The organism is Paenibacillus sp. FSL M7-0896, assembly GCF_037975415.1.
Lineage (GTDB): Bacteria > Bacillota > Bacilli > Paenibacillales > Paenibacillaceae > Paenibacillus_AQ > Paenibacillus_AQ silagei.
This window is the reverse complement of the sequence record NZ_CP150250.1, coordinates 2934674-2954842: the sequence shown is the minus strand read 5'-3', so window position 1 is coordinate 2954842 and position 20169 is coordinate 2934674. Positions and strand designations below refer to the sequence as shown.

The following is a 20169-nucleotide window of genomic DNA, read 5'->3' as shown; positions in this document are numbered from 1 at the left end:
CATCTAATCTGTATATTAATATATAGATGTTTTATTTATTTGTCTATATATTTAAGGATAATATTATAATTCGTCTATTGATTACTTATAGTAGCATGATTAATCGTTCCAATACAGAAGCAGTAATGATGAACGAAAAGCAGCCCCTGTTCGCCACCTTAGTTGGATTTTATACACTTAATAAATCCGTTTTTCTTTCCGCAAGAAGATTAAGTGGATTTTTGTCATCTAATTCGACCCCATTCCGCTAAAGCTCCAATTTCGCTTCCAGTAAGTGTCGTTTATCCAACTGCTTCACCGGTTCCAAAGATTTCGGCTGAAAGAGTTGGAGTTTTTCCACTTATATAAGACGCACTTAAGTTTTGAACTTGAAGCTTCGCCGTCACTGCGGTGAGCATTTGGACTTCCGGCCGCTGCCCGTCACCAGATTTCTTGATTAATCCCACTCTTCAAGGATGTAGCAAATTAATCAGCATTAACGCCTTGAACGACAAAAAAAGCACCCACTAGCTTAGGTGCTTAGTCGCTTAGGTGCTTAGATTCTTAGTTGCTCAGACTCTTAGGCCGATTCCTTATCCGGCCTTTATGTATATCCTGCGTTTACTCAGCTTCTTGCCTGCCGGTCTGCTAAGCCTGCTTCACATGCTCCTCACGGTACTCTGTGGGCGTCTTGCCGGTCGCTTTTTTGAATACCTGGGTGAAGTATCTCGGGTCCTGATAACCGACCAGCGGTGCGACCTGATACACTTTCACATTGCTGCTGCGCAGAATGTATTTGGCGTTCTCCATCCGGCAGTGGGTGACGAATTCGAGGAACGTGTAGCCGGAGATTTGCTTGAACAGGGTGCAGAAATGGCTGATGCTGAGATCGGCCACCTCGGATACCTCCTCGATGCTTAGATCCTTATGGTAATTGGATTCAATGTACCGCTGGACCTTCTCAATGATGCTCCGTCCGTCCTCCCGGGCTGCGGTCTTATGACTCTGCTCCAGCCAGTCGCGGAAGGTGGTCTTCAGGACATTCATCATGTCCGGCAACGTGCCCAGTCCGTTCAGCTTGCTGAACAGCCCTTCAATGGACCAGTCATTATGCGTATTCAGATGTTCGAATTGCCGGTATAGCACCACACTCATCTCAATCATCAGGCGCTCCGCCAGCGGCTGGGGCAAGCTCTGGGCTTCAATGAATACGGACATCTCGTCAAAAAGAGTCAGCATACGTTCCATATTCAGAGTACGGATGCTCTCAAGCAGCGACAGCTCCAGCTCCTTCGGATACTGCACCTCCCGGTTGCCTGCCGCTGCTGTCTCCTCTTCCAGGAAGACACCGGCCTGACCGGAATAGAAGCGCTGGTACAGCGCCTGGGAGGCTAACGGGTATACCGTGCTAAGCTGATCAATCCCGCTGGTGCTTCTGCTGATGCCGACAGAGCAGTTCAGCTTGGAGTAGCGCTTGATTCCGGCTATAAGCTGCTCCCCGAGTTCCCGCTTACCATCATTCAGGCTGGCCGGGAAGAGCAGAATCCATTCTCCGTTATAGAACGGGAAGATAGACAATGCCCCGTTCGTAAGCGACCACTCCTCCAGGATATTGCGCACGGCAAACAGCCACAGACGCTTCTCCTCGGCGCTCCATTTCGCCGTCAAGGCCGCGTAGTCGTCCAGACGGACCACGGCCATGAAGTATTCTCCCTCCAGCTCGCTGTTCTCCAGCCACGCAAGGTGCTGCAGCGGCCGCGGATTGCCCAGCGTGAATTCGGCCAGCATGCGCTCGCGGGCCAGCAGCGACAGGGTCTGCACTGAGAGCATTAGCTGCTCATTCTCCTTCTGGCGGTCCAGGCGCTCCCTGGCCCGCTTAAGCATCTCCACCAGCTCGTCATGGTCAATCGGCTTCAGCAAGTAATCAAAGGCCCCCAGCCGCAGGGCCTCCCTGGCATATTCGAATTCCCCGTAGCCGCTGATGAAAATGAAGATCAGCTTGGCGCTGCGCGGCAGAACCTCCTTCATCAGCGTGATCCCGTCAATCACCGGCATACGGATGTCGCTGATAATGATGTGTGGTGCGGTCTGCTGAATCTGCTGCAAGGCGGCCTCCCCGTTCTTCGCTTCCCCCACAATGCTCAGGCCCAGCTCATCCCATGGAATCGCAACCTTCAGGCTGCGCAGTATAATCGGCTCATCATCTACGAGCAGTACCTTATATTTCTCCTGCTGCTCCTTCATCACTTACACCCCCAGGCTTATTGACCCGAAGAACTCCGGATCAGATTCCAATACTGCTTGGACGCATCCTGCAGCTGCTGCAAGGCCTGCTCCGCCTGCAGCCCTCCGTCAATCATCTCCTCGATGACACTAAGGAAGGTCTTCTTCACTTCAGGCGATAACAGATTGTCATACGGGACGAAGCTCTGCTCATTCTCCTCCATCATATCCATCACCTGGGCAAAGACCGGTCCGGTCTTCTCCGGGTCAAATGCAATCCGCATCGACGGAATTCGGAGACCCTCATAGACAATCCGCGTCTGAATCTCTTTCGTATAGAAGCCCTTCATCAATTCAAGTGCCGCTGTCCGCTTCGCTCCGGTGAGGCTCGAAGACAGCCCGATGCCAATCGTATACCCTCCGGCGATAGACGGCTCTGTGCCGGCCTCCCGCGCGGGGAAGGAAATGACTCCAACCCGGCTCTGGAAATCGTCCGGGGCATTGTCCCCCGAGAATAAATTGATATCCCAGTTGCCGTTCAGATACATGGCTGCCCTGCCTTCAGTGAACAGACGGACCGCACCCTCGGTGGAGGTATCATTAGAGTCCTCACTGAAATAGCCTGCCTTCACCCATCTGTTCAGATGCCGGAACGCTTCCAGGTAGCCACTGTTCTGGAAGCTCGACATATCCTCGCCAGTAACCAGCTTCTGAATCAACTCCGGTCCGGCGTAGCGGTCCATCAGATAATGGGCGAATATCCCCGCAGGCCAGCGGTCTTCATTCCCCAGCGCAAACGGGATATACCCCGCTGCCTTCAGCTTCGCCATCACCGTATCCAGCTCGGCCAACGTAGCCGGAGTGTTAATGCCTAGCTTGGTGAAGATTTTTTTATTGTAATAGAGCGGTTCCGCATTGCCCTCGATAGGCAGTCCGTAGATATGATTGTTGAACGTCCAGAGATGCAGATCCTTGAACTGGTTGCTGAGACCGTTCTGGGCAGTGAAATCGGTCAGATCCATCAGCCGGGCTGAACGCACGTAGGGCTCGATCTCCGCTCCGCCGAACAGGACGAACATATCGGGCGGTGTGCCGGTTACCATCTCACTCTTCAGCTTCTGCTCCCGGTGGATATTCTGGTCCAGCCCCTCGAAGTTCACCTTCACATTCGGATGGCTCTCCTGGTAGCTGCGCACAACCTCCTCGAAGATCGCCAGCAGCGGCCGGTCATGCTCCTTGATCCAGAAATGCCGGAAGGTCAATGTGATCTTCTCGGGCGAAGTATCCTCAATCTGCTCCCGGTCCTCCTGCATAATGAACCATACGGCGCCGGACATCAGCACAATATAGAGGAGAATCCATCCCCAGTTGGTCAACCATCGGAGCACATGTCGCTGATCTTTCATTTGGCTTCTCCCTCTCATGACGGCTGTATCCTCGGAATCCGGATGCAGATGGCTGATCCGAAGCCCGGTGAGGAGCAGACCAGAATGCCATAGGGATTGCCGAACCGGATGTTCAGGCGCTCATGCACATTTTTCAGCCCAACCCCGCTGTCGCTGTATTTCTTGGGATTGCTCCGCTCCTTGTTCCACTGGCTCATCAGCACCTCAAGATCGAAGCCCGGCCCGTTATCCTTCACAATAATGATAATATCCTTGCCGTTCTCCTGGGCGGTGACTGTAATGGTCCCGTGCTCCTCCATCTGCTCAATGGCATGATACAAAGCGTTCTCCACAATCGGCTGAACAATCAGCTTCTGGGTCATCACGTATTTCAGCGGCTCCGGCAAGTCCAGCTCATAGGAGAATTTGTCCTCGAACCGGAACTTCTGGATATCCAAGTAATGGCGGACATGCTCGAACTCCATCTGCAGCGGGATCAGCTCCTGATTCTGGCTGATGCTGATCCGCAGCAGCCGGCCGAGCGAGATGACCATTTTGCTGATATCCCGGTTGCCTGCCAACACCGCCATGGAGTTGATCGATTCCAGTGAATTATAGATGAAATGCGGGTTGATCTGGGCCATCAGCGCCTGCATCTCCGCTTCCTTTTTGCGTCCCTGCTCGGTCTGGACCTGGTCAATCAGCTCATTGATCTGCGAGCTCATCCGGTTGAAGCCGTCAATCAGGGAATCGCTCTCATCATTGGCCCGCAGCGGTACCGGAATCGGGGTGAAGATCCCCTGCTTGACCCGCTTCATGCCGTTCACGGCGCTGTTAATGCTGCGGACAAGCCTGCGGATGAAATAACGGTCGAACAGGAAGGCCGACAGCAGCGACACCATGCCGAGAATAATCGCAATATTGCGGATGGAGACCGATTCAGAGGAGATCAGGTTCATCGGCGTAATGGCCGCCAGATACCAGTCCGCGTTATGTGAAGGCAGGAAAGTGATCAGTGACCGCTCCCCTTGATAATTGTCAATGTAATAGTCCTGCTCCTGGTTATAATTCTCCTGCAAAAAAGGAAAATCCGTCCGTTCCCCGATATGCTCCCCGGACTTGTTAAAGACGATATTGCCCTGCTTGTTGACCAGCAGGATATCCCCTTTCTTCAGGGTCGCAGCCTCCCAGAAAATCTGATCAAGCAGATCCGGCTTCACATATACAACCAGATAGCCGATATCCTCCAGCGAATAATAGTCCTTAATCACTCTGGCATGGACCAGCACCGGCTTATCGCCGCTGGCCGAGCCGTTCTCTCCGGGACCGGACCAGACAGGACGCCCTTCGGCAGCCTCCATGGCTCCGAACCAGACCTGCTTGTGCATATCCGCAAAAGACATCGGCGCATTGTATTGGTACAGCAGCCGGTCTTTCCCGTACAGGCTGAACGAGGTGATCATCGGATGGTTAATCAGCAGGTTGTTGATTTCCTGCTTGCGGTCATAGGTGAGGACAAAATTCTGCTGCTTCAGCGACTGCTGGATCGCAGGCTGCGTAATAGCTGAATTGGTGATCGATGAAATCTCACTGAGGGCGAACTTCAGCTTGCGGTCCGTCTCCAGCAGGGAGATCCAGTAGAAATTACTTGATTTCTTCTCCATAGCATTCGAATAATTCACATACGTCACAATCCCCATGACAATCACGGGAATGAATACAAGAAGAATAATAGCGAACAAGATTTTGCGGCGGAGCTTCATGACGGGTCCCTTCCTCCTGCGGTCTCTGTCCAAATAGAAGAATTCATAGGTTTCACACGATAACTTATCCTTCTATTTCTCGCTGAAACGAATGCCGTCCTTCAAAAGGACGGCAAAACCGTTTCCACTTGATTATTATTCTTCACAGCATTCTGTAAATCCTCTTACTTATTGAATAGACAGACAGTTAACTCTTGATGGCACCTGAAGTCAGTCCGGCAATGACCCAGCGGCTGAACAGCAGGAAGACAACCAGCAGCGGCAGCGTGGCCGTGAACGTAGCGGACATAATCATCCCGTAATCAAGACCGTCACGTGTAGTGAACAGCTGCTGCAATGCAATCTGAATCGTGAAATGCTCCTTGTTCTTCAAGACCACAAGCGGCCAGAAGAAGTCATTCCATACCGTCATGAAATTCAGAATACCCAGGGTAGCCATCGCGGGTGTAATGACCGGAACGGCAATCCTCCAGAAAATCCGGAAGTGGCCTCCTCCGTCAATACGTCCGGCTTCAATCAGCTCGGTAGGCACGGCCGAGGAGATGTACTGCCGCATCCAGAAGATGCCGAAGGCATTGACCATAGCCGGAACAATCAGCGCTTTGAAGCTGTCGATCCAGTGAAGCTTGGCCATAATGACATAGGTTGGCAGTACGCCGAGCTGCTGGGGAACGATCAGGGTGGCAATAACGAATACGAACAGCACGTTTTTACCGGGGAATTCATATTTGGCAAAAGCATACCCGGCCAGCGTACAGAAGAACACGACCGAGACCGTCACCATGGACGAGACGAACAGCGAGTTGCCAAGCGCCTGGAAGAAGTCCGATTTGTCCAGCACCCGCTTGAAGTTCTCGAAGAACTGGTCTCCGATGGTGAGCAGCGGCGGTACGTGGAACACGGCTCCCTTGTCATTGGTCCCGACCACAAACATCCAATAGAACGGGAAGATGGAGACCAGTGCTCCGAGAATCAGCAGAAGATAGAAGCCCAGCTTGCCGAGGAAGCCGAGATCATCCGGTTTTTTTCTGAACATACGCAGTGTGCTCACGCTTTTTTCCCTCCAGTCTGTCTGCCGCCGCCTCTGGAGATCAGCATATTGAGGACAGAGAACAGAATCGTAACGAGGAACAGCAGAACCGCTGTAGCCGCCGCTGTACCGAAGAAGCCGTTCCGGAAGGCCTCACTGTACAAATAAGTAACCATCGTAATCCCTTCCTGCCGGGTAGATCCGGTGCCGGATTGGCCGAGGAAGACATAAGGCTCTGTGAAGAGCTGCAGCGCACCAATGGTGGATTGCAGGGATACGAAGATAATGAACGGCTTAAGCAGGGGCAGTGTAATGAAGAAAAGCTGCTGTCTGCGGTTAGCCCCGTCGATTTTGGCCGATTCGTACAGATCCATCGGAATACTCTGCAGGCCCGAGAGGAACAGGATCGCATTGTAGCCCGTCCAGCGCCACATGACCATCGTGGAGATGGCAATTTTGACCCCCCACCAGCCGGAGTTGAAGGCCATGCTCTCTAACCCGATTCCGTTAAGCAGCCAGTTGATCATCCCGTTATTACCGAACAGCGTACTGAATACCAGTGTAACCGCCACGATCGAAGTGATATTCGGCATGAAATAGAGGATGCGGAAGGTCTTCTTGAATCGGGTCATCCCCGAATGCAGCAGCACCGCCAGAAGCAGCGCCAGCATAACCTGCGGCACAGTACCCATCAGCCCCATAATCAGCGTGTTGCTGAAGGAGATCCAGAAGGTCGGGTCCGTGGTGATCAGCTCGAAGTTTTTGAAGCCGACGTATTTCATTGGACCTAAGGCATCCCACTTGAAGAACGATAAATAGAATGTGAAGAAAATTGGATATAGTCCGAATATCGAGAACAGAATAAAGAACGGTGAAATGAAAGTATACGCAGTGATGCGGCTCCGTCTTTGTTCAGTGAAGAAAGGTCGTTTGCTCTCGGCATGCGGACTCGTAATTACGGGCTCAGCCATGTCACACCTCCAGAGAATTCATATCTAAATCCGGATTCACAGAGAGATTACTCCGTGAATCCGGACATTTGGGGAAGTCTGTTCCCCGCATATTACAGGTTAGCCGCGTTCTGCAAGCGTTTTTGACTGTTTGACAGCATCGTCCCACTCTTTGGCCGGATCGGCTTTCTTCTCCAGCACGTTCTTCAGTGCATTCTTGAAGAAGGTATCGGTCTGGTCATGCAGCGGTCCGTAGTATACCGGCTTCACGCGGTTAGCCGCTTTGCCGAATTCCACCGCCGTCTGCTGTCCGCCGAAGAAGTCATCCTTGAAATCCACGAACGCAGGATCTTCGTACAGTGCAGGGATAGAAGGCATCAGGCCTTTGGTCTTGAAGGATTCCAGCTGGTTATCCTTGTTCACGAGCCACTGGATGAAATCATAGGCTTCCTTGGAGTGCTTGCCTTCCTTCGGCAGCGTGATGAACGAACCGCCCCAGTTGCCGGCGCCCTCAGGAAGCTGGGCAATTCTCCATTTGCCGGAGGAGTCCGGTGCGTTGCTCTTGATATTGCCGGCCATCCAGGCCGGACCCATCACGACAGCGAACGATCCATCGTTCATGCCTTGGCCCCATTCAGGCGACCAGAGCATGACATTGCTGATCCAGCCCTCTTGAATGCCTTTAACGGTAAAGTCATACGCTTTCTTCACTTGCGGATTGGTATCGCCGATGAAGCTGCCGTCTGCTTTGCTGAAATAGATCTCGTCCGCCGACTGGTCACGAAGCGCATTGTACGTCAGGTCGGTCAAGTCGGAGAAATACTTGCCTGTCTTGTCTTTGAACGCTTTCGCTACCGTAGCGAATTTGTCCCATGTATCGATGGCTGCGCCGAAGCCCTCAGGATCGGCCGGCAAGCCGGCGGCTTCAGCCAGGTCAGTACGGTAGTAGACTACTGTAGGGCCGATATCCGTCGGAAGTCCAAGCTGGAAGCTGCCGTCGATGGAGGAAGCCTGCTTCCATTTCCAGTCGAGATAGTTGGCCTGGATGTCTTTGGCTCCGAGGTCATTCAGGTTGTAGAATTTGTCCTGGGCTCCCAGGAAGCGTTCCATGAAACCGATCTCAAGCTGGAAAATATCAGGTGCGCCTGAACCCGCCGAGAGTGCTGTGGTCAGATTGTTGTGGTGAGCCGTCTGGTCACCGGTATTCTGAATTTTAATGGTTACGTTAGGGTGTTCCTTAGTGTAGGCAGCCGCCAGCTCTTCATAGTTCACGTTGCCCAGCGTCCAGAACGACAGTTCGACCTTCTCTGCTGGCTCTGTCTTGTCTCCTTCAGCTGCGGGTGCTGCTGTACTTTCTCCCTTGTTACCTGAATTCCCTTCGGCAGCCTTGTTGCCGCCGTTGTTACTTCCTCCGCACGCCGCAAGTGAGCTCATGAGCATGATGGAGACCAGCGCCAGCGCCAGGTTCTTTGTTTTTTTCATTCCTCTGTACCCCTCTCAAAGGTTTCTTTTACAAGATTCAGTGTACCGTAGGCCACTGTTTTTTTTGAGGAGGCATATTGCCGATTTATGGTGGAAATACTTACGATTCTAAATTAGGAGAGTTTTTATCCTTACAGTATTTACAAATCATTGTAAATTACCGATAGTTTAAAAGGTAGACGTACAAAGGGGGATTTTAATGTTTAGATCAAAAAAGCTTCTGATTTCCATCGGAATCATCGCTTTATTAGAAATTGCTATTTTTACAGGCATGTCCTTGAGAGAAGCCTTAGGGATGAACTTTCTTCTTGCATCACTTGCTGTAATTATTTTTTGGTTCGTTGGAATGTTTAAGCCGACCATTGTTCGCTGGGGAAATCGAAAAACAATTACCAAGTATTCTGCTGTTATGTTTATTATATTTTTTATTTTGTTCGTGATTGCAATTCCAAAAGCCTCTCCCTTGGAACAAGCTACTAATAAGACTGATGACCACACGGAAGTTCTTGACACTTATGTACTTAAATCTGAAACAACTCAGAAGAATGCTGAACTTGCCAGCTTGTCTATGAATGCAAATGCCATTGAAGCAAAGGTCACCGCTGTTACTGATGGTGATACCTTTACAGTCAAATTAGACGGAAAGTCTGAAAAGGTGCGGCTCCTTCTAATCGACACTCCTGAAACAAAACCTGTACAGCCCTTCGGGCCAGAGGCGAGTGCGTTTATAACAAAGTTGCTTACGGATAATACAGTCAGACTTGAATTCGATGTATCCGAACGCGACCAGTACGGCCGTCTCCTTGCTTACGCCTATATCGATGATAAAATGGTAAATGAATTGCTGCTGGAGAAAGGTCTTGCACGAGTCGCTGTCTTTCAGCCGAATGTGAAAAATGTTGATCAGTTCAGGTCTATCCAGAAAAAAGCTCAAGCAGCAAAATTAGGGATATGGAGCTTAAAAGATTACGCAACTGATAAAGGATATGATGATACCGTTGTGGCTAAAGCTACTATCCAGCCAACTGCCACAGTTAAACCGTCACCTAAGCCCACAGCCACACCGAAGCCTACCGCTACTAAAAAACCTGTTCCAGCTAAAACTCAAAAACCTGCAACTACTAAAAAACCGAAACCAAAAGCAACCCCGCAACCAGTTCAAGATGTTTACTACAAGAACTGTTCTGCCGTGAGAGCAGCCGGTGCTGCGCCGATCTATGCCGGAGAGCCTGGATACTCTAGAAAGCTTGATAAAGATGGTGACGGAGTAGCGTGTGAATAGATTTAACCCCGGAATAACTATCCGGGGTTTTGTTATGTACTTCTCGTATCACATCATCAATTTTAATCAAATCTACAATCGCAATATTATTAGCATTCAGTTCCTTCATAGGTCGAACTAAAATTTATCAAATGATATAATTGCTGAAGCAGCAGTTATCCCTATCTAAAGGAGATTTATTCCATGCCCATCAACCGACCACTACTCACTGACCAGGATCTGCAGGAAGCGATTGACCGCAAGCTGCCCGTCCGCGTCTTCCAGGATGACCATCTGGTGAATTCCGGCGCTACTATAGTGCGGTTCACGGATTCGGATGTTGTGATTCAGTCGCGGGTCAGTGATTTAACGTATTACTCGCGCAGCCGCTGTGAATTCTTTGAAGTCCGGCCTTAAGTGATGAATGCCCGGGCCTTGGACACGTGTGAGCTGTGCGGCCGTTCTCCTCTTGCAACTACCGTTCATCATCTGATTCCCCGCGAGAAAGGCGGCAGTCTGCTCCCGACTGCCCTTCTGTGCAAGGCTTGCCACCGGCAGATTCATGCCTTGTATACCAACAGCGATCTCGTTGTTCTTGGTCTTACGACACTGGAGGGACTGCGCAGCGACCCGCAGATTGCCGCTTATCTGAAATGGATCATGCGGCAGGCGCCGGGCTCCGAACCCAAGCTGCGTAAATCAAAGCGCGTTCGAAGCAAACGTTAATCTGCCGGATGGCAGGATGATGCTGGTGCTCTGAGGTGCAAAGCGCAGCAACTGGAAAAAGCTTTGCCGCCCTTCTAAGGGCGGTACCGTTTTCGCGAGAAATACAAGGATAATGTACAGCGTGAAACATAGACATTCTGTTCTTAACAAGGCATCCTAGCAGAGGCTTAGGATGACCTGCGTGCGAGCACAATGTATGCTGTTTTTCACATACATTCTGACCATATGCCTTATACCAGCCGATTGTATTTTGTTTTTAGCATACATTCAGCCTTAACCGGTGAAATCTGATATACTCCTGATAATAATTTCTTAAGCAGCAAAAAGGTGCCTTCCGAGTTCCGGGAGGCACCTTTTTGCTGCTTTTGCTGAAGGTTCTATGATTTGCTGCGATGTCTTCTGCATAAAATAGTTCTGCGGCTCTATTGCTTGCTTATTTCTTCATGTCGCCATAGCTGCTCAACTTCTCGTTAAGGACCTCCTGAAAGCTCTGGACTTTGTCTTCCTGTCTCTGCGCTTTGGGATGGACAACGGGCTGAGGTCTAAAAAACTGATGATTAAAAGCCATAAGGTTATGTACGCTCATACTCATTGAAGTTCAACCTCCTTCCATAATCTTCACCTTATTTGCGTGAGTGCGAAGCATCTTAACCCTTATATAAACCGCTCTTTCCAGTCCTAAACAGTTTTATCTCAGAAAAATGGAAATAGCGGACCCGGACTTGAAAACCAAAGTCCGGGTCCGCTGCTGAGTATCATCCTATTCATTCATCAACCCGACTAAATAATGGCTATAACGAAAAATCAGTCACGCCTTTCTTAGCGGCATATTTCAGCGTATAGGTTCCTCCGCCCTCAAAGGGCATCGTGGCCAGTTTGATCCGGGTATAATCAAGCCTATACTCTCTTAATACTTTTTTGATCAGAGCTATACCCCGTTGTTCATCCGTAATGACACAAAAGATATTAAGTACAAATTGCTGCGGGTCTGATACCGTTTTGCCCATCTCAGCCCCGTCTACATAGCCGAGTTCAGCATCAGCCAAGTGTACATTCAGATATTCCGTTACTTTATCCCTCAACCATTCATCGCGCTGGCTCCCTTTAATGCTTTTCAAGGGATATTGTAAGACAACCCAGCATTTCTGATTCATTCCAGTTCACTCCCCGTTTGAGTTAATGAAGAGCTGCCCGAATGCCGGGTTACTTCTTCAAGGCAGCCCAGGAGGCCTCATTCAGCAGCTCCAGCTCCTCCGGCTCCAGCCGGAAGGTCATGGTGCCGATATTCTCCCGGGCATGACGGACCTTGGAAGCGCCGGGAATCGCAACTACGGTGTCGCCATGATAATAAATCAGCCAATTGAGCGCAATCTGTCCCGGTGTACATCCGTATTTGTCAGCCAGTGCGGTTAGGGAGGTGATCAGCGGCTTGCTGCGCGCCAGGCTTTTATCGTCCAGGCCGGACATCATCCGCCGGGACCGCGAGACAGCTGCCACCTGAGAAGGATCATTGTGGAAGCGACCGGTCAGGATGCCCTGCTGAAGCGGGGAATAGGCGATGATCGAGATACCCAGCTCCTTGGCCGCAGCAATGATGCCGTTCTGATCGATGCTGCGGTGCAGCAGATTGTATTTCACCTGATTGGAGACCAGGGTAAGTTCGTAGGTCTGCAAGATACGGTGCGCTTCCACCATCTGCTTAGCTGAGTAATTGCTTACCCCGACATACCTGATTTTGCCGGCCTGTACCAGTCCCGCCATTGCTTTCATCTCACTGGCAATCGAGGATAAGGAGAACGGCTGGTGGATCTGGTACAGATCAATGCCTCTGCCTCCCAGGCAAGCAATCCGCTGATCAATCGTGGAGGTAATCGAGCGCGCTGTCCGCAGCATCGGCCACCATTTGGTGGCAATCAGCGGAGCCGCATGCGGGCTGCCTTCCTGCTGAAGCTGATCCAGCACATGAGCCAATGCTTCCTCCGATTTGCCTCCACCATAGATTTCTGCGGTATCCACCCAGTTCATGCCGCCTTCCAGGCTGACCCGTACGATATCCAGAATATCCGCGTCTGTGATATTGCTCCAGTAGCGGCCTACGATTCCGCTTCCCCGGCTGAACTGCCAGCAGCCCAGGCCAAGCGGCGATACCGATAGCTCAGAGCGTCCCAGAGGACGCAGCTGGACCTTGCTTGCCAATGTCTCCACGGTTCATCCTTCTTTCCAAGTGTTAGTTGAATACACTGTTATATAAGAGCTAATCTAGCGATGAGACAATCTGACTGTACACAAAGCTTATGACTTCGGCAGCAGCCTGTCAATGACAGCAGTGCAGGCAGGAGCTGGGGGCTTATGGATCACTGAAACTGGATAACCGGCCCCCAGTCTCTTTTATCGTGGCCTCTAAAAAGGTTGATATGGTATAATTACCCTGCCTATTCGTATCCAATTTGCAGGAAACACAAATGAACCACAAAAGTAATGGAGGGAATTCATATTCATGATTAAAATTCTAGGTTTCCTGCTGCTGTACCGTCTGCTCGGCAATCCCTTTCTGGCCCTGATCATTCTGCTCGTCGTTCTATATTTCGTAGACCGCCGTTATGTCGGCATTCTACCCAGCTTCTCCAAGCCTTTCCGCCGCAGCCGCCAGATGTCCAGGCTGCGGACAGCCATTGCCCAGAACCCGAACGATGTCACCGCCAAATTCGATCTGGCCCGGCTGCTGATTGAGCGCAAGCGCTACAGCGAGGCCAAGGAGCTGCTGACGGCCATCGCCGACCGTTATGAGACCTCGGCTGAATACTGGGTGGAGCTCGGATACGCCAACCTCAAGCTGGGCCAGCTTGCCGAAGGCGAAGCCCAGATGCTTCAAGGCCTTGAGATCAACCGCAGAGCCCAATATGGACAGCCTTACCTCCGTCTGGCCGAGACCTTCCGGCATATCGACCAGGACAAGGCGCTCCATTATGTGAGCCAATTCCAGGAGATCCAGACCTCCTCCAGCGAAGCCTATTATCTGGCCGGCTCCATGTACAAGACACTGGGCCGGACAGACGATGCCAAGCGCGCTTTTGAGGAATCGCTTGCCGTCTACCGTTCCTTGCCCAAATACAAGAAACGCCAGGAACGCGGCTGGGCGCTGCGCAGTTATTTTGCGAAGCTGCGTTAGGTATCTTCGCTATATTTCCAGCACAAATAGCCTCCGGTCCAAGTGTATTATGGAAACCGGAGGCTATTATGCTATTTTACGGGTATTTGGTTTTCACATACGTTCTGAAGTTTCTCTCTCTCACCAGTCGCTTGTAAGGAGTTGCATTGTTGCATTTTTTGCAGGATTTCTCTGTAAATGTTACTGGCTAGGGAGCAATGTTGCATCTTTTGCAGGATTTCCGGCGGTTAGAGTAAGTTAGTGCTGGATTTGTTGCATTTTGTGCAGGATTTCCGCATAGAGCGCTTCTATGGAGCAGCATTGTTGCACTTTTTGCAGGATTTCTCTATAACTGTGAATGGCAATGGAGCATGTGAGCCACACTTCATCGCAGCAGCGTCTATTGTATTATTATCCCGCTTCAAATCACTCCGGGGATGTTGCTGTAACCCCCCGCGCCGAATCCCAGATCCGCTGGAATTCAGCCAACAGCTTCTCGCGGCCGATCTGGCCGCCGATGTAAGCCTGCATCTGCACACTCATCTGCGAGGTGGTTGCCTCGTATCCCGGGTAGCGCTGCCATAGCCAGGGAAGTGTCTTGCCGGCCTTCATGTACGACATAATGTCGTCAGCGAGTGGTCCTAATCGGCCTTCCGGGACCGGTATGCTCTTAAGAGCGGGAATCAGCCGAGCATCGTCCACGACGAACTTCTTGCCAGCTTCAGAGCTGGCCAGCCAGCGCAAGAACGCCTTGGCCTCCTCCTTCATCACCGAGTTCTTCAGCACGACCCAATAATTCGCCACCCCGATCTGAAGCTTATCCATCCCCGCGCGGTCATCGTTCACCGGCATGGGCAGGAAGCCGATGTCCAGACCCGGAGCCAGCTTGTCCAGCTGCAGCTGTGTCCAGCTCCCCTGCTGCATCATCGCTGCCTGACCGTCGGCAAAATGCATCACCTGGGTATAATAATCCGTCTGCAGCGGTGCCTCCTGGCCATACTCCAGCGTGAGGTCAATCAGATCCAGCCAGCTGTCAAATATGCTGTTACCGGTCAGCTTGGCACTGCCGCTGCTGACCTCATCAATAAAATCGGCCGGATCAGGCTGCAGAGCAAAGGCAGTATTCAGCAGGTGATTACCGAGTACCCACCATTCCGCATAGCCGTTCTCGAACGGCCGGATGCCGGCCGCTTGAAGCTGCTCCGCCGCTGCTCTCAGCCCGCTGAGCGTCACCGGCGGGGTTTCAATGCCCGCCTTGCGGAACAGGGTCTTGTTGTAAATAAACCCCCAGCCTTCCATAGCAAGCGGCATCCCGTAGATCCGCCCGTCCTTCATTGTGGCGGGTCTGGCCAGCTCCTGTATCTCCTCCGCCCACGGTTCACTGCTCAGATCCTCCAGGTACTCCTCCCACAGATCAAGATCCGTATACCCGGCCACGAAGAACAGATCGGGCTTGTCGCCGGAGTTAAACCTCGTCTTCAGCTCCGCGCTGTAATCACAGCCCCCGCCGCAGGTGTCGAGCTCAATAGGTACGCCGGTTTCATCCTGATACTGCTGCGTCAGCGCATTCAATTGCTCCGCCATCTCCACCTTGAAGTTGAAGATTTTCAGCGGCCGCCCGGAGTTCCCGGCATCTTCCACCTGAGTTCTCCCGGCATCTGACTCATAGACGACGCCGTTTCTTCCCCCGCAGGCCGTCACTGCAACAGTGAGCAGGAGCATGACTGCGATTAACATCACCTGCCTGGAACTCATTATCTCTCGTCTGGATCTCATCATCGCCCGCCTGGATCTCATCGCATCGTCTCCCCCTTCGCCGCAAGCTGGCTGGCTTTACAACCAGTATAAACGCCATTCCCAGCGGGAAGATACGAAGAAATATTTACCTGCGCTTTATCTCGGCCTGCGCCTTATCTAGGCCAACGCTCTTCCTTGGACGCCAGCGGCCCGAACGGCTGGTGCGGCTCCGTCTGGTACCAGTAGGCAACCGAGGCCACATCGTCTTGACGCTCGAACAGGCCTTTTTTATAGACTCCAATCTGCTGTACCGTCACTTTAAAATCCTCATGGAACCGGATCGGGTCCAGAATATGCCAGCGGTAGAACCCGCGCATCGGCGGCGCGTCGTCGTTATGATAGAAATTATGAACCTCCTCATCGTGAGCGGAATAATACGGGTAGCCCATGTAAGGCGTACAGTACGTGTTCTCCACGGTCCTGCCGTTCTGCTGTGTTGCAAAGCTCCAAGCGCCCCCGAAATAATCCTCCATCCCCGTGCCGCAGATCGTCGGATATTCATCGTCTCCGTCGATGTACATCTTCAGTTCGCCTTCCCCCCACCAATACCGCTCCAGCGTCGTCAGCGCGATATAGGTTCCCACGTACTGTCCGCGGCCCTTCACATGGTCCAGAATAACGTAATCCTCCGCTTTGCTCGTGATCCGCTGCCGTCTCCACTGGGCGTGAAAATAGGCGGTCTCTTCTGGCAGTTCATCATGCAGGCAGTAATCGACCTGATAAAAAAGAGCCGGAACCTTGGCTTCATGCTGGTTCTCAATTTCAATTCTCGCCTTACGCCGGAACGGCATCGGGAAGTAGCAGTTGAAGCCCCGTGTCGGATTGACGACCATCGCCTGGGAATTGACGGTGCAGCCCCTCCCGAAGCCGTTGCAGAAGAAATCCCCGAGTGGACTTTCCACGGAAGGCTCTGTCTCATCGTCCCAATACATGCGCAGCACCAGGTCCCGTAAGACAAAGGTGTCCGCTTCCGTCCGGTCAGTGACGGTAATCCAGATATGTTCAATAATGCCCGGGCCATCAATTTCGGCCAGCAGGGCAGTGGCTCCAGGCGCAACATCCCGGATGCAGGGCGAGCCTTTGCGGGAAGGGCCGAGATGGCTGGCCGCCATACCTCCCTTACCTTTCTCCCCTTTCGGATTCTCTGCGTTAACGGCCCGGCTGCGGCCGGCTTTGAGCAGGGGAAGCGCCGACAGCCCTCCCAGAAACGGATGTTCAACCATAGTAACAGACTCCTCTCATTTTCTTTTTCTAATCATCAGCTAATCAGCCCTTAACTCCGCCGGCCATAATTCCCTCCATAATCTGTCTCTGGAAGATCGCTACGAACACGATAATCGGCAAAATAATGATCCAGCCCATCGCGCTGACCAGATCCCACGGCACGGCGTACATATTGTCTCTTAGTGGCAATTGCGTAATGGCCGTGGACAGCACCGAGATTCCATTGGAGTAGAACAGCGGCGTGAAGAAGTTATTCAGGCAGGTAATAAAGTTGACGATGCAGACCGTCGCCAGCGCCGGACGGAGCAGCGGAACGGTAACGTAAATCAGTGACTGGACAAATCCGCAGCCGTCAATCGCCGCCGACTCCTCGATCGAAACCGGGATATCGTTCAGATAGTTTTGCAGAATCAGAATGGTGAACGGAAGAATGCCGCTGATATACAAAATAATCAGTCCGGTATGCGTATCGTACAGATGCACGCTGCGCAGGAAATCGTACAGCGGCCGGGCGGTGACGACATCGGGAATCAGCATGGAGGCCAGCAGGAAGCCGGTGGCAATGGCAAGCCCCCTGGTGCGGAACCGGGCGAAGCTGAAGGCAGCCATCACGGACACGATCATCCCGATCAGAATCGACAGCCCGACGATAATGGCAGTATCCCAGATTTTCGGCAGCAGTCCCACGTTCTCAATCAGGTAGCGGTAGCTGGCAAGTGTCGGATGGTCCGGCCAGTATTTAATTGGTTTCGAGAACAGCTCCCCCGCCGGGGTAATAGACGAAATAAAAATCCACCAGAGCGGAAACAGAATCAGAAAGGCAACGATCAGCGCCAGTCCCCACATGAGCAGGGTGAGCGGCAGCGGTCTGTGGTTGTGAGTGGTCATCATACATCGCTCCTTAGTAATCTACGCGCTTGGCGGCCGACATGCTGAGCCCGCTGAGCAAGGCCATGACCAGAAACAGTACGACCGCAATGGCGGCAGCATAGCCCGTGTTGAGATTCGTAAATGCCTCGGTCGTTACCCGGTAGGCGATCAGTGCCGTGCTCTCTCCGGGTCCCCCGCTCGTCATCGCATACACGACATCAAAGGACGTAATCCGCCACATGGTGAAGAAAATGCTCAGCATCAGAATGTTGCGTGACAGCAGCGGCAGGGTGATGCTGAAGAAGGAACGGACCGGGCCTGCCCCGTCGATTTTAGCCGCTTCATACATTTCCGAAGATATAAACTGCAGTCCGGCCAACACCAGAATGGCGAAGAAGGGCAGATCCTTCCACAGATCAACGGCAATAACCGCAAAACGCGCCGTATTCGTATGGATCAGCCAGTCCAGCGTAAAGCCAGGGTTAAACCAGCGGACAAAATCGTTAATCAGCCCGTACTCGTTATTGAACGCCCACTTCGAGGCCATAGCGATGACCACCATAGGCATAGCCCAGGGCAGCAGCACTATCGTCCGCAGCACCTTTTGCCCGGCGAATTTCATGTTGAGAATCAGCGCCAGCGCAATGCCGAGCACGATGTGGCCGAGCATGGAGCCTGCAACGAATATAGCTGTAAATTCAATAGAAGTGATTACCTTGGAATCCTGAAACAACTGAATAAAATTATCGAAGCCAACGAACTCGTGAATCCCCCGCAGCAGCTTGACATCATACAGGCTGATGCGGAACGTTTCAATGATGGGATAGATCGTGGTGAACACCCGGATGATCAGCGCGGGGAGCACTAGCATCCACGCTATCACCCAGTATTTTCGGCTGGCATACATGGACAGCGCCCCTTTCCTGCGGCATTACTGGTAACGTTCAACCGCATCCTGCGCTTTTTGGCAGAATTCGTCCAGCGTGATTTTATCCTGAATATAGTTCTGGAACAGCGTGCCCATCTCGGCGATGAACTCCATTGTCTGCGGCAGCATAGGGCGTCCGTGAACCTCATTAGTGGACTGAATTTCTGTATAGATGTCCTTAATATCGCCGGTCACGGCTTCGTTTGCAGCAACATCTGCTCTGGCCGGGTAGCGGTCAAAATTCTTCCAGCTGTTCAACTCGCCGTCCTCGCTGGCTGCGTACTTCAGAAATTTGATCGCCGCCGCTTTGTTTTTGGAAGCCGAATTCAGCACATAGCTCCAGGAATCCGTGAAAATGCTGCGTTTCGCAAACTTAGGCATATTGACCATATGGATTTGGTCGGGACCATACCGGTTCGCCTGCTTATAATCCGTACCTGTCCCCCACATGAACACTGAGGCGTATTTGCCGTCGATAAACTTCTGGTTCATCTGCTCATATTTGTCCGCGATCTGATCGACCGGCGTTACCTTCCACGTGTTGGCCATGTCATACATGAACTTGACCGCCTCCCGGCTGTTCTCATTGGTCCAATCGTAGTAGTCGCCCCCGAACAAATTGACGAAGGTGGCAATTTCGTTGAAGACGTAAGTCTTTTCCCAGGAGCCGCCGTACCCGTACTGCCCGTCCTTGGTCGAAGCCTTCAGGAACTTTTCAAAATCCTCCTTGGTTTCGATCGAGGTCATCCCGGCCGCATCCAGCTTCTTCTGGTCGATCCACAGTCCGAGATACCCTGTATAGCTTGGCACGCCGAGCACATCGCCTTTAGCGGAGGTCAGCATATCCTTCATGTAGCCCTGCGGAAGCTGCTTCATAATATCCTCTGTCAGCACCGTATCCTGCAGCGGGTCCAGCCAACCGGCGTTTTTGAAAGACGTAGCCATTTCGTCATTGACTTCCAGAATGTCCACCGTACTGTCCCCGGAAGAAAGAATCGTGGAAATCTTCTGCTGGCGGGTATCCGAATCGGTCGGCGCGGCGACCCAGTTGATTTTGACCCCGCTTTTCTCCTGCGCTTCCTCCAGCCAGGCCTGAAAATTCGGGTTGGTGGATTGAATGGTATAGAGCGTAATTTCATCCTTGCCGCCTGCTGCACCGGAATCCGCGCTGTTCGCGCCGCTTCCTGCATTAGAGCCTCCGTTCGAGCATCCGGCCGTTAATACTGCCAGTGACAGCGAGCCTGCCATCAGTAGAGAAGACCATTTTTTCATGCCTTAACCTCCCTGCGTTTATCTTGTAAGCGCTTTACACGATCAGTATACTAACTTTACCGGGAACGGGAATACAGCCGGTGTTGACCAAAAATGTGTAAGATTGTGACCCTATTGACCCTTCCTTGGAA

At 52.0% G+C, this 20169-nt stretch carries 20 protein-coding genes; 5 read left to right on the top strand and 15 right to left on the bottom strand.

Going from position 1 to position 20169, the window contains the following annotated elements; genetic code table 11:
- Nucleotides 1-281: 281 nt before the first annotated feature.
- The 7 genes from MKY12_RS12425 to MKY12_RS12395 form a co-directional block, all read right to left on the bottom strand.
- Nucleotides 282-446, bottom strand: coding sequence for a hypothetical protein (locus MKY12_RS12425; RefSeq protein WP_339313956.1), 165 nt, complete (start codon nt 444-446; stop codon nt 282-284).
- Nucleotides 447-627: 181 nt separating this feature from the next.
- Nucleotides 628-2223 (bottom strand): response regulator, encoded by a 1596-nt coding sequence (locus tag MKY12_RS12420; protein WP_339256166.1) that lies wholly within the window; start codon nt 2221-2223, stop codon nt 628-630.
- A gap of 17 nt (nt 2224-2240) precedes the next feature.
- On the bottom strand, nt 2241-3608 hold the full coding sequence (locus tag MKY12_RS12415; RefSeq protein ID WP_339256164.1) for an extracellular solute-binding protein: 1368 nt from the start codon (nt 3606-3608) through the stop codon (nt 2241-2243).
- A gap of 14 nt (nt 3609-3622) precedes the next feature.
- Nucleotides 3623-5350, bottom strand: coding sequence for a sensor histidine kinase (locus tag MKY12_RS12410; RefSeq protein WP_036729213.1), 1728 nt, complete (start codon nt 5348-5350; stop codon nt 3623-3625).
- 187 nt (nt 5351-5537) lie between these two features.
- Nucleotides 5538-6401: a carbohydrate ABC transporter permease gene (locus tag MKY12_RS12405; RefSeq protein ID WP_339256161.1), complete on the bottom strand. Its 864-nt coding sequence runs from the start codon at nt 6399-6401 to the stop codon at nt 5538-5540.
- Nucleotides 6398-7351, bottom strand: a complete 954-nt coding sequence (locus MKY12_RS12400; protein WP_036729218.1) for a sugar ABC transporter permease — start codon at nt 7349-7351, stop codon at nt 6398-6400. The genes MKY12_RS12405 and MKY12_RS12400 overlap by 4 nt, the downstream gene beginning before the upstream one ends.
- Nucleotides 7352-7450: 99 nt before the next feature.
- Entirely contained in the window at nt 7451-8812 is a 1362-nt protein-coding gene (locus tag MKY12_RS12395) for an extracellular solute-binding protein (protein ID WP_339256159.1), read from the bottom strand.
- Nucleotides 8813-9011: 199 nt separating this feature from the next.
- Here MKY12_RS12395 and MKY12_RS12390 point away from each other — a divergent pair, with 199 nt between their 5' ends.
- From MKY12_RS12390 to MKY12_RS12380, 3 genes are all read left to right on the top strand, one after another.
- A complete protein-coding gene (locus MKY12_RS12390) occupies nt 9012-10094 on the top strand; it encodes a thermonuclease family protein (protein ID WP_339256157.1) in 1083 nt (360 codons plus the stop codon).
- 183 nt (nt 10095-10277) lie between these two features.
- Nucleotides 10278-10490, top strand: a complete 213-nt coding sequence (locus tag MKY12_RS12385; RefSeq protein ID WP_209873220.1) for a hypothetical protein — start codon at nt 10278-10280, stop codon at nt 10488-10490.
- A 3-nt stretch (nt 10491-10493) separates the two neighbouring features.
- Nucleotides 10494-10799 (top strand): HNH endonuclease signature motif containing protein, encoded by a 306-nt coding sequence (locus tag MKY12_RS12380; RefSeq protein WP_339257452.1) that lies wholly within the window; start codon nt 10494-10496, stop codon nt 10797-10799.
- Nucleotides 10800-11232: 433 nt separating this feature from the next.
- Here MKY12_RS12380 and MKY12_RS12375 read toward each other — a convergent pair whose 3' ends face one another.
- From MKY12_RS12375 to MKY12_RS12365, 3 genes are all read right to left on the bottom strand, one after another.
- Nucleotides 11233-11391, bottom strand: coding sequence for a hypothetical protein (locus MKY12_RS12375; protein ID WP_209873214.1), 159 nt, complete (start codon nt 11389-11391; stop codon nt 11233-11235).
- A gap of 199 nt (nt 11392-11590) precedes the next feature.
- Entirely contained in the window at nt 11591-11953 is a 363-nt protein-coding gene (locus MKY12_RS12370; RefSeq protein WP_339256154.1) for a hypothetical protein, read from the bottom strand.
- Between the two features lie 49 nt (nt 11954-12002).
- Complete coding sequence (locus tag MKY12_RS12365; protein WP_339256153.1) at nt 12003-13004, bottom strand: aldo/keto reductase; 1002 nt, start codon at nt 13002-13004, stop codon at nt 12003-12005.
- A 292-nt stretch (nt 13005-13296) separates the two neighbouring features.
- Here MKY12_RS12365 and MKY12_RS12360 point away from each other — a divergent pair, with 292 nt between their 5' ends.
- Nucleotides 13297-13968, top strand: coding sequence for a tetratricopeptide repeat protein (locus tag MKY12_RS12360; protein WP_339256151.1), 672 nt, complete (start codon nt 13297-13299; stop codon nt 13966-13968).
- 405 nt (nt 13969-14373) lie between these two features.
- Here MKY12_RS12360 and MKY12_RS12355 read toward each other — a convergent pair whose 3' ends face one another.
- A complete protein-coding gene (locus tag MKY12_RS12355; RefSeq protein WP_339256149.1) occupies nt 14374-15684 on the bottom strand; it encodes an ABC transporter substrate-binding protein in 1311 nt (436 codons plus the stop codon).
- On the opposite strand from MKY12_RS12355, the gene MKY12_RS12350 reads away from it, so the two are divergent.
- Nucleotides 15668-15865 (top strand): hypothetical protein, encoded by a 198-nt coding sequence (locus MKY12_RS12350; RefSeq protein WP_339256147.1) that lies wholly within the window; start codon nt 15668-15670, stop codon nt 15863-15865. The two genes, MKY12_RS12355 and MKY12_RS12350, sit on opposite strands and share 17 nt — an antisense overlap.
- Here the strand turns inward: MKY12_RS12350 and MKY12_RS12345 are convergent.
- Genes MKY12_RS12345 through MKY12_RS12330 form a run of 4 tightly spaced genes read right to left on the bottom strand, consistent with a single transcriptional unit; the run spans nt 15858 to nt 20038 of the window.
- Entirely contained in the window at nt 15858-16967 is a 1110-nt protein-coding gene (locus MKY12_RS12345; protein WP_339256145.1) for a glycoside hydrolase family 172 protein, read from the bottom strand. The genes MKY12_RS12350 and MKY12_RS12345 overlap by 8 nt on opposite strands.
- A 43-nt stretch (nt 16968-17010) precedes the next feature.
- Nucleotides 17011-17859: a carbohydrate ABC transporter permease gene (locus MKY12_RS12340; RefSeq protein WP_339256143.1), complete on the bottom strand. Its 849-nt coding sequence runs from the start codon at nt 17857-17859 to the stop codon at nt 17011-17013.
- A gap of 10 nt (nt 17860-17869) precedes the next feature.
- Complete coding sequence (locus MKY12_RS12335; RefSeq protein ID WP_036729248.1) at nt 17870-18745, bottom strand: sugar ABC transporter permease; 876 nt, start codon at nt 18743-18745, stop codon at nt 17870-17872.
- Between the two features lie 24 nt (nt 18746-18769).
- Complete coding sequence (locus MKY12_RS12330; RefSeq protein WP_339256141.1) at nt 18770-20038, bottom strand: extracellular solute-binding protein; 1269 nt, start codon at nt 20036-20038, stop codon at nt 18770-18772.
- Nucleotides 20039-20169: the final 131 nt, after the last annotated feature.

Coding starts and splice junctions, on each gene's coding strand:
- MKY12_RS12350 (WP_339256147.1), top strand. CDS start 15,668: ATGACTGCGATTAACATCACCTGCCTGGAACTCATTATCTCTCGTCTG.
- MKY12_RS12340 (WP_339256143.1), bottom strand. CDS start 17,859: ATGATGACCACTCACAACCACAGACCGCTGCCGCTCACCCTGCTCATG.
- MKY12_RS12380 (WP_339257452.1), top strand. CDS start 10,494: ATGAATGCCCGGGCCTTGGACACGTGTGAGCTGTGCGGCCGTTCTCCT.
- MKY12_RS12385 (WP_209873220.1), top strand. CDS start 10,278: ATGCCCATCAACCGACCACTACTCACTGACCAGGATCTGCAGGAAGCG.
- MKY12_RS12360 (WP_339256151.1), top strand. CDS start 13,297: ATGATTAAAATTCTAGGTTTCCTGCTGCTGTACCGTCTGCTCGGCAAT.
- MKY12_RS12355 (WP_339256149.1), bottom strand. CDS start 15,684: ATGTTAATCGCAGTCATGCTCCTGCTCACTGTTGCAGTGACGGCCTGC.
- MKY12_RS12410 (WP_036729213.1), bottom strand. CDS start 5,350: ATGAAGCTCCGCCGCAAAATCTTGTTCGCTATTATTCTTCTTGTATTC.
- MKY12_RS12395 (WP_339256159.1), bottom strand. CDS start 8,812: ATGAAAAAAACAAAGAACCTGGCGCTGGCGCTGGTCTCCATCATGCTC.
- MKY12_RS12390 (WP_339256157.1), top strand. CDS start 9,012: ATGTTTAGATCAAAAAAGCTTCTGATTTCCATCGGAATCATCGCTTTA.
- MKY12_RS12420 (WP_339256166.1), bottom strand. CDS start 2,223: ATGAAGGAGCAGCAGGAGAAATATAAGGTACTGCTCGTAGATGATGAG.
- MKY12_RS12330 (WP_339256141.1), bottom strand. CDS start 20,038: ATGAAAAAATGGTCTTCTCTACTGATGGCAGGCTCGCTGTCACTGGCA.
- MKY12_RS12415 (WP_339256164.1), bottom strand. CDS start 3,608: ATGAAAGATCAGCGACATGTGCTCCGATGGTTGACCAACTGGGGATGG.
- MKY12_RS12375 (WP_209873214.1), bottom strand. CDS start 11,391: ATGAGTATGAGCGTACATAACCTTATGGCTTTTAATCATCAGTTTTTT.
- MKY12_RS12400 (WP_036729218.1), bottom strand. CDS start 7,351: ATGGCTGAGCCCGTAATTACGAGTCCGCATGCCGAGAGCAAACGACCT.
- MKY12_RS12370 (WP_339256154.1), bottom strand. CDS start 11,953: ATGAATCAGAAATGCTGGGTTGTCTTACAATATCCCTTGAAAAGCATT.
- MKY12_RS12335 (WP_036729248.1), bottom strand. CDS start 18,745: ATGTATGCCAGCCGAAAATACTGGGTGATAGCGTGGATGCTAGTGCTC.
- MKY12_RS12345 (WP_339256145.1), bottom strand. CDS start 16,967: ATGGTTGAACATCCGTTTCTGGGAGGGCTGTCGGCGCTTCCCCTGCTC.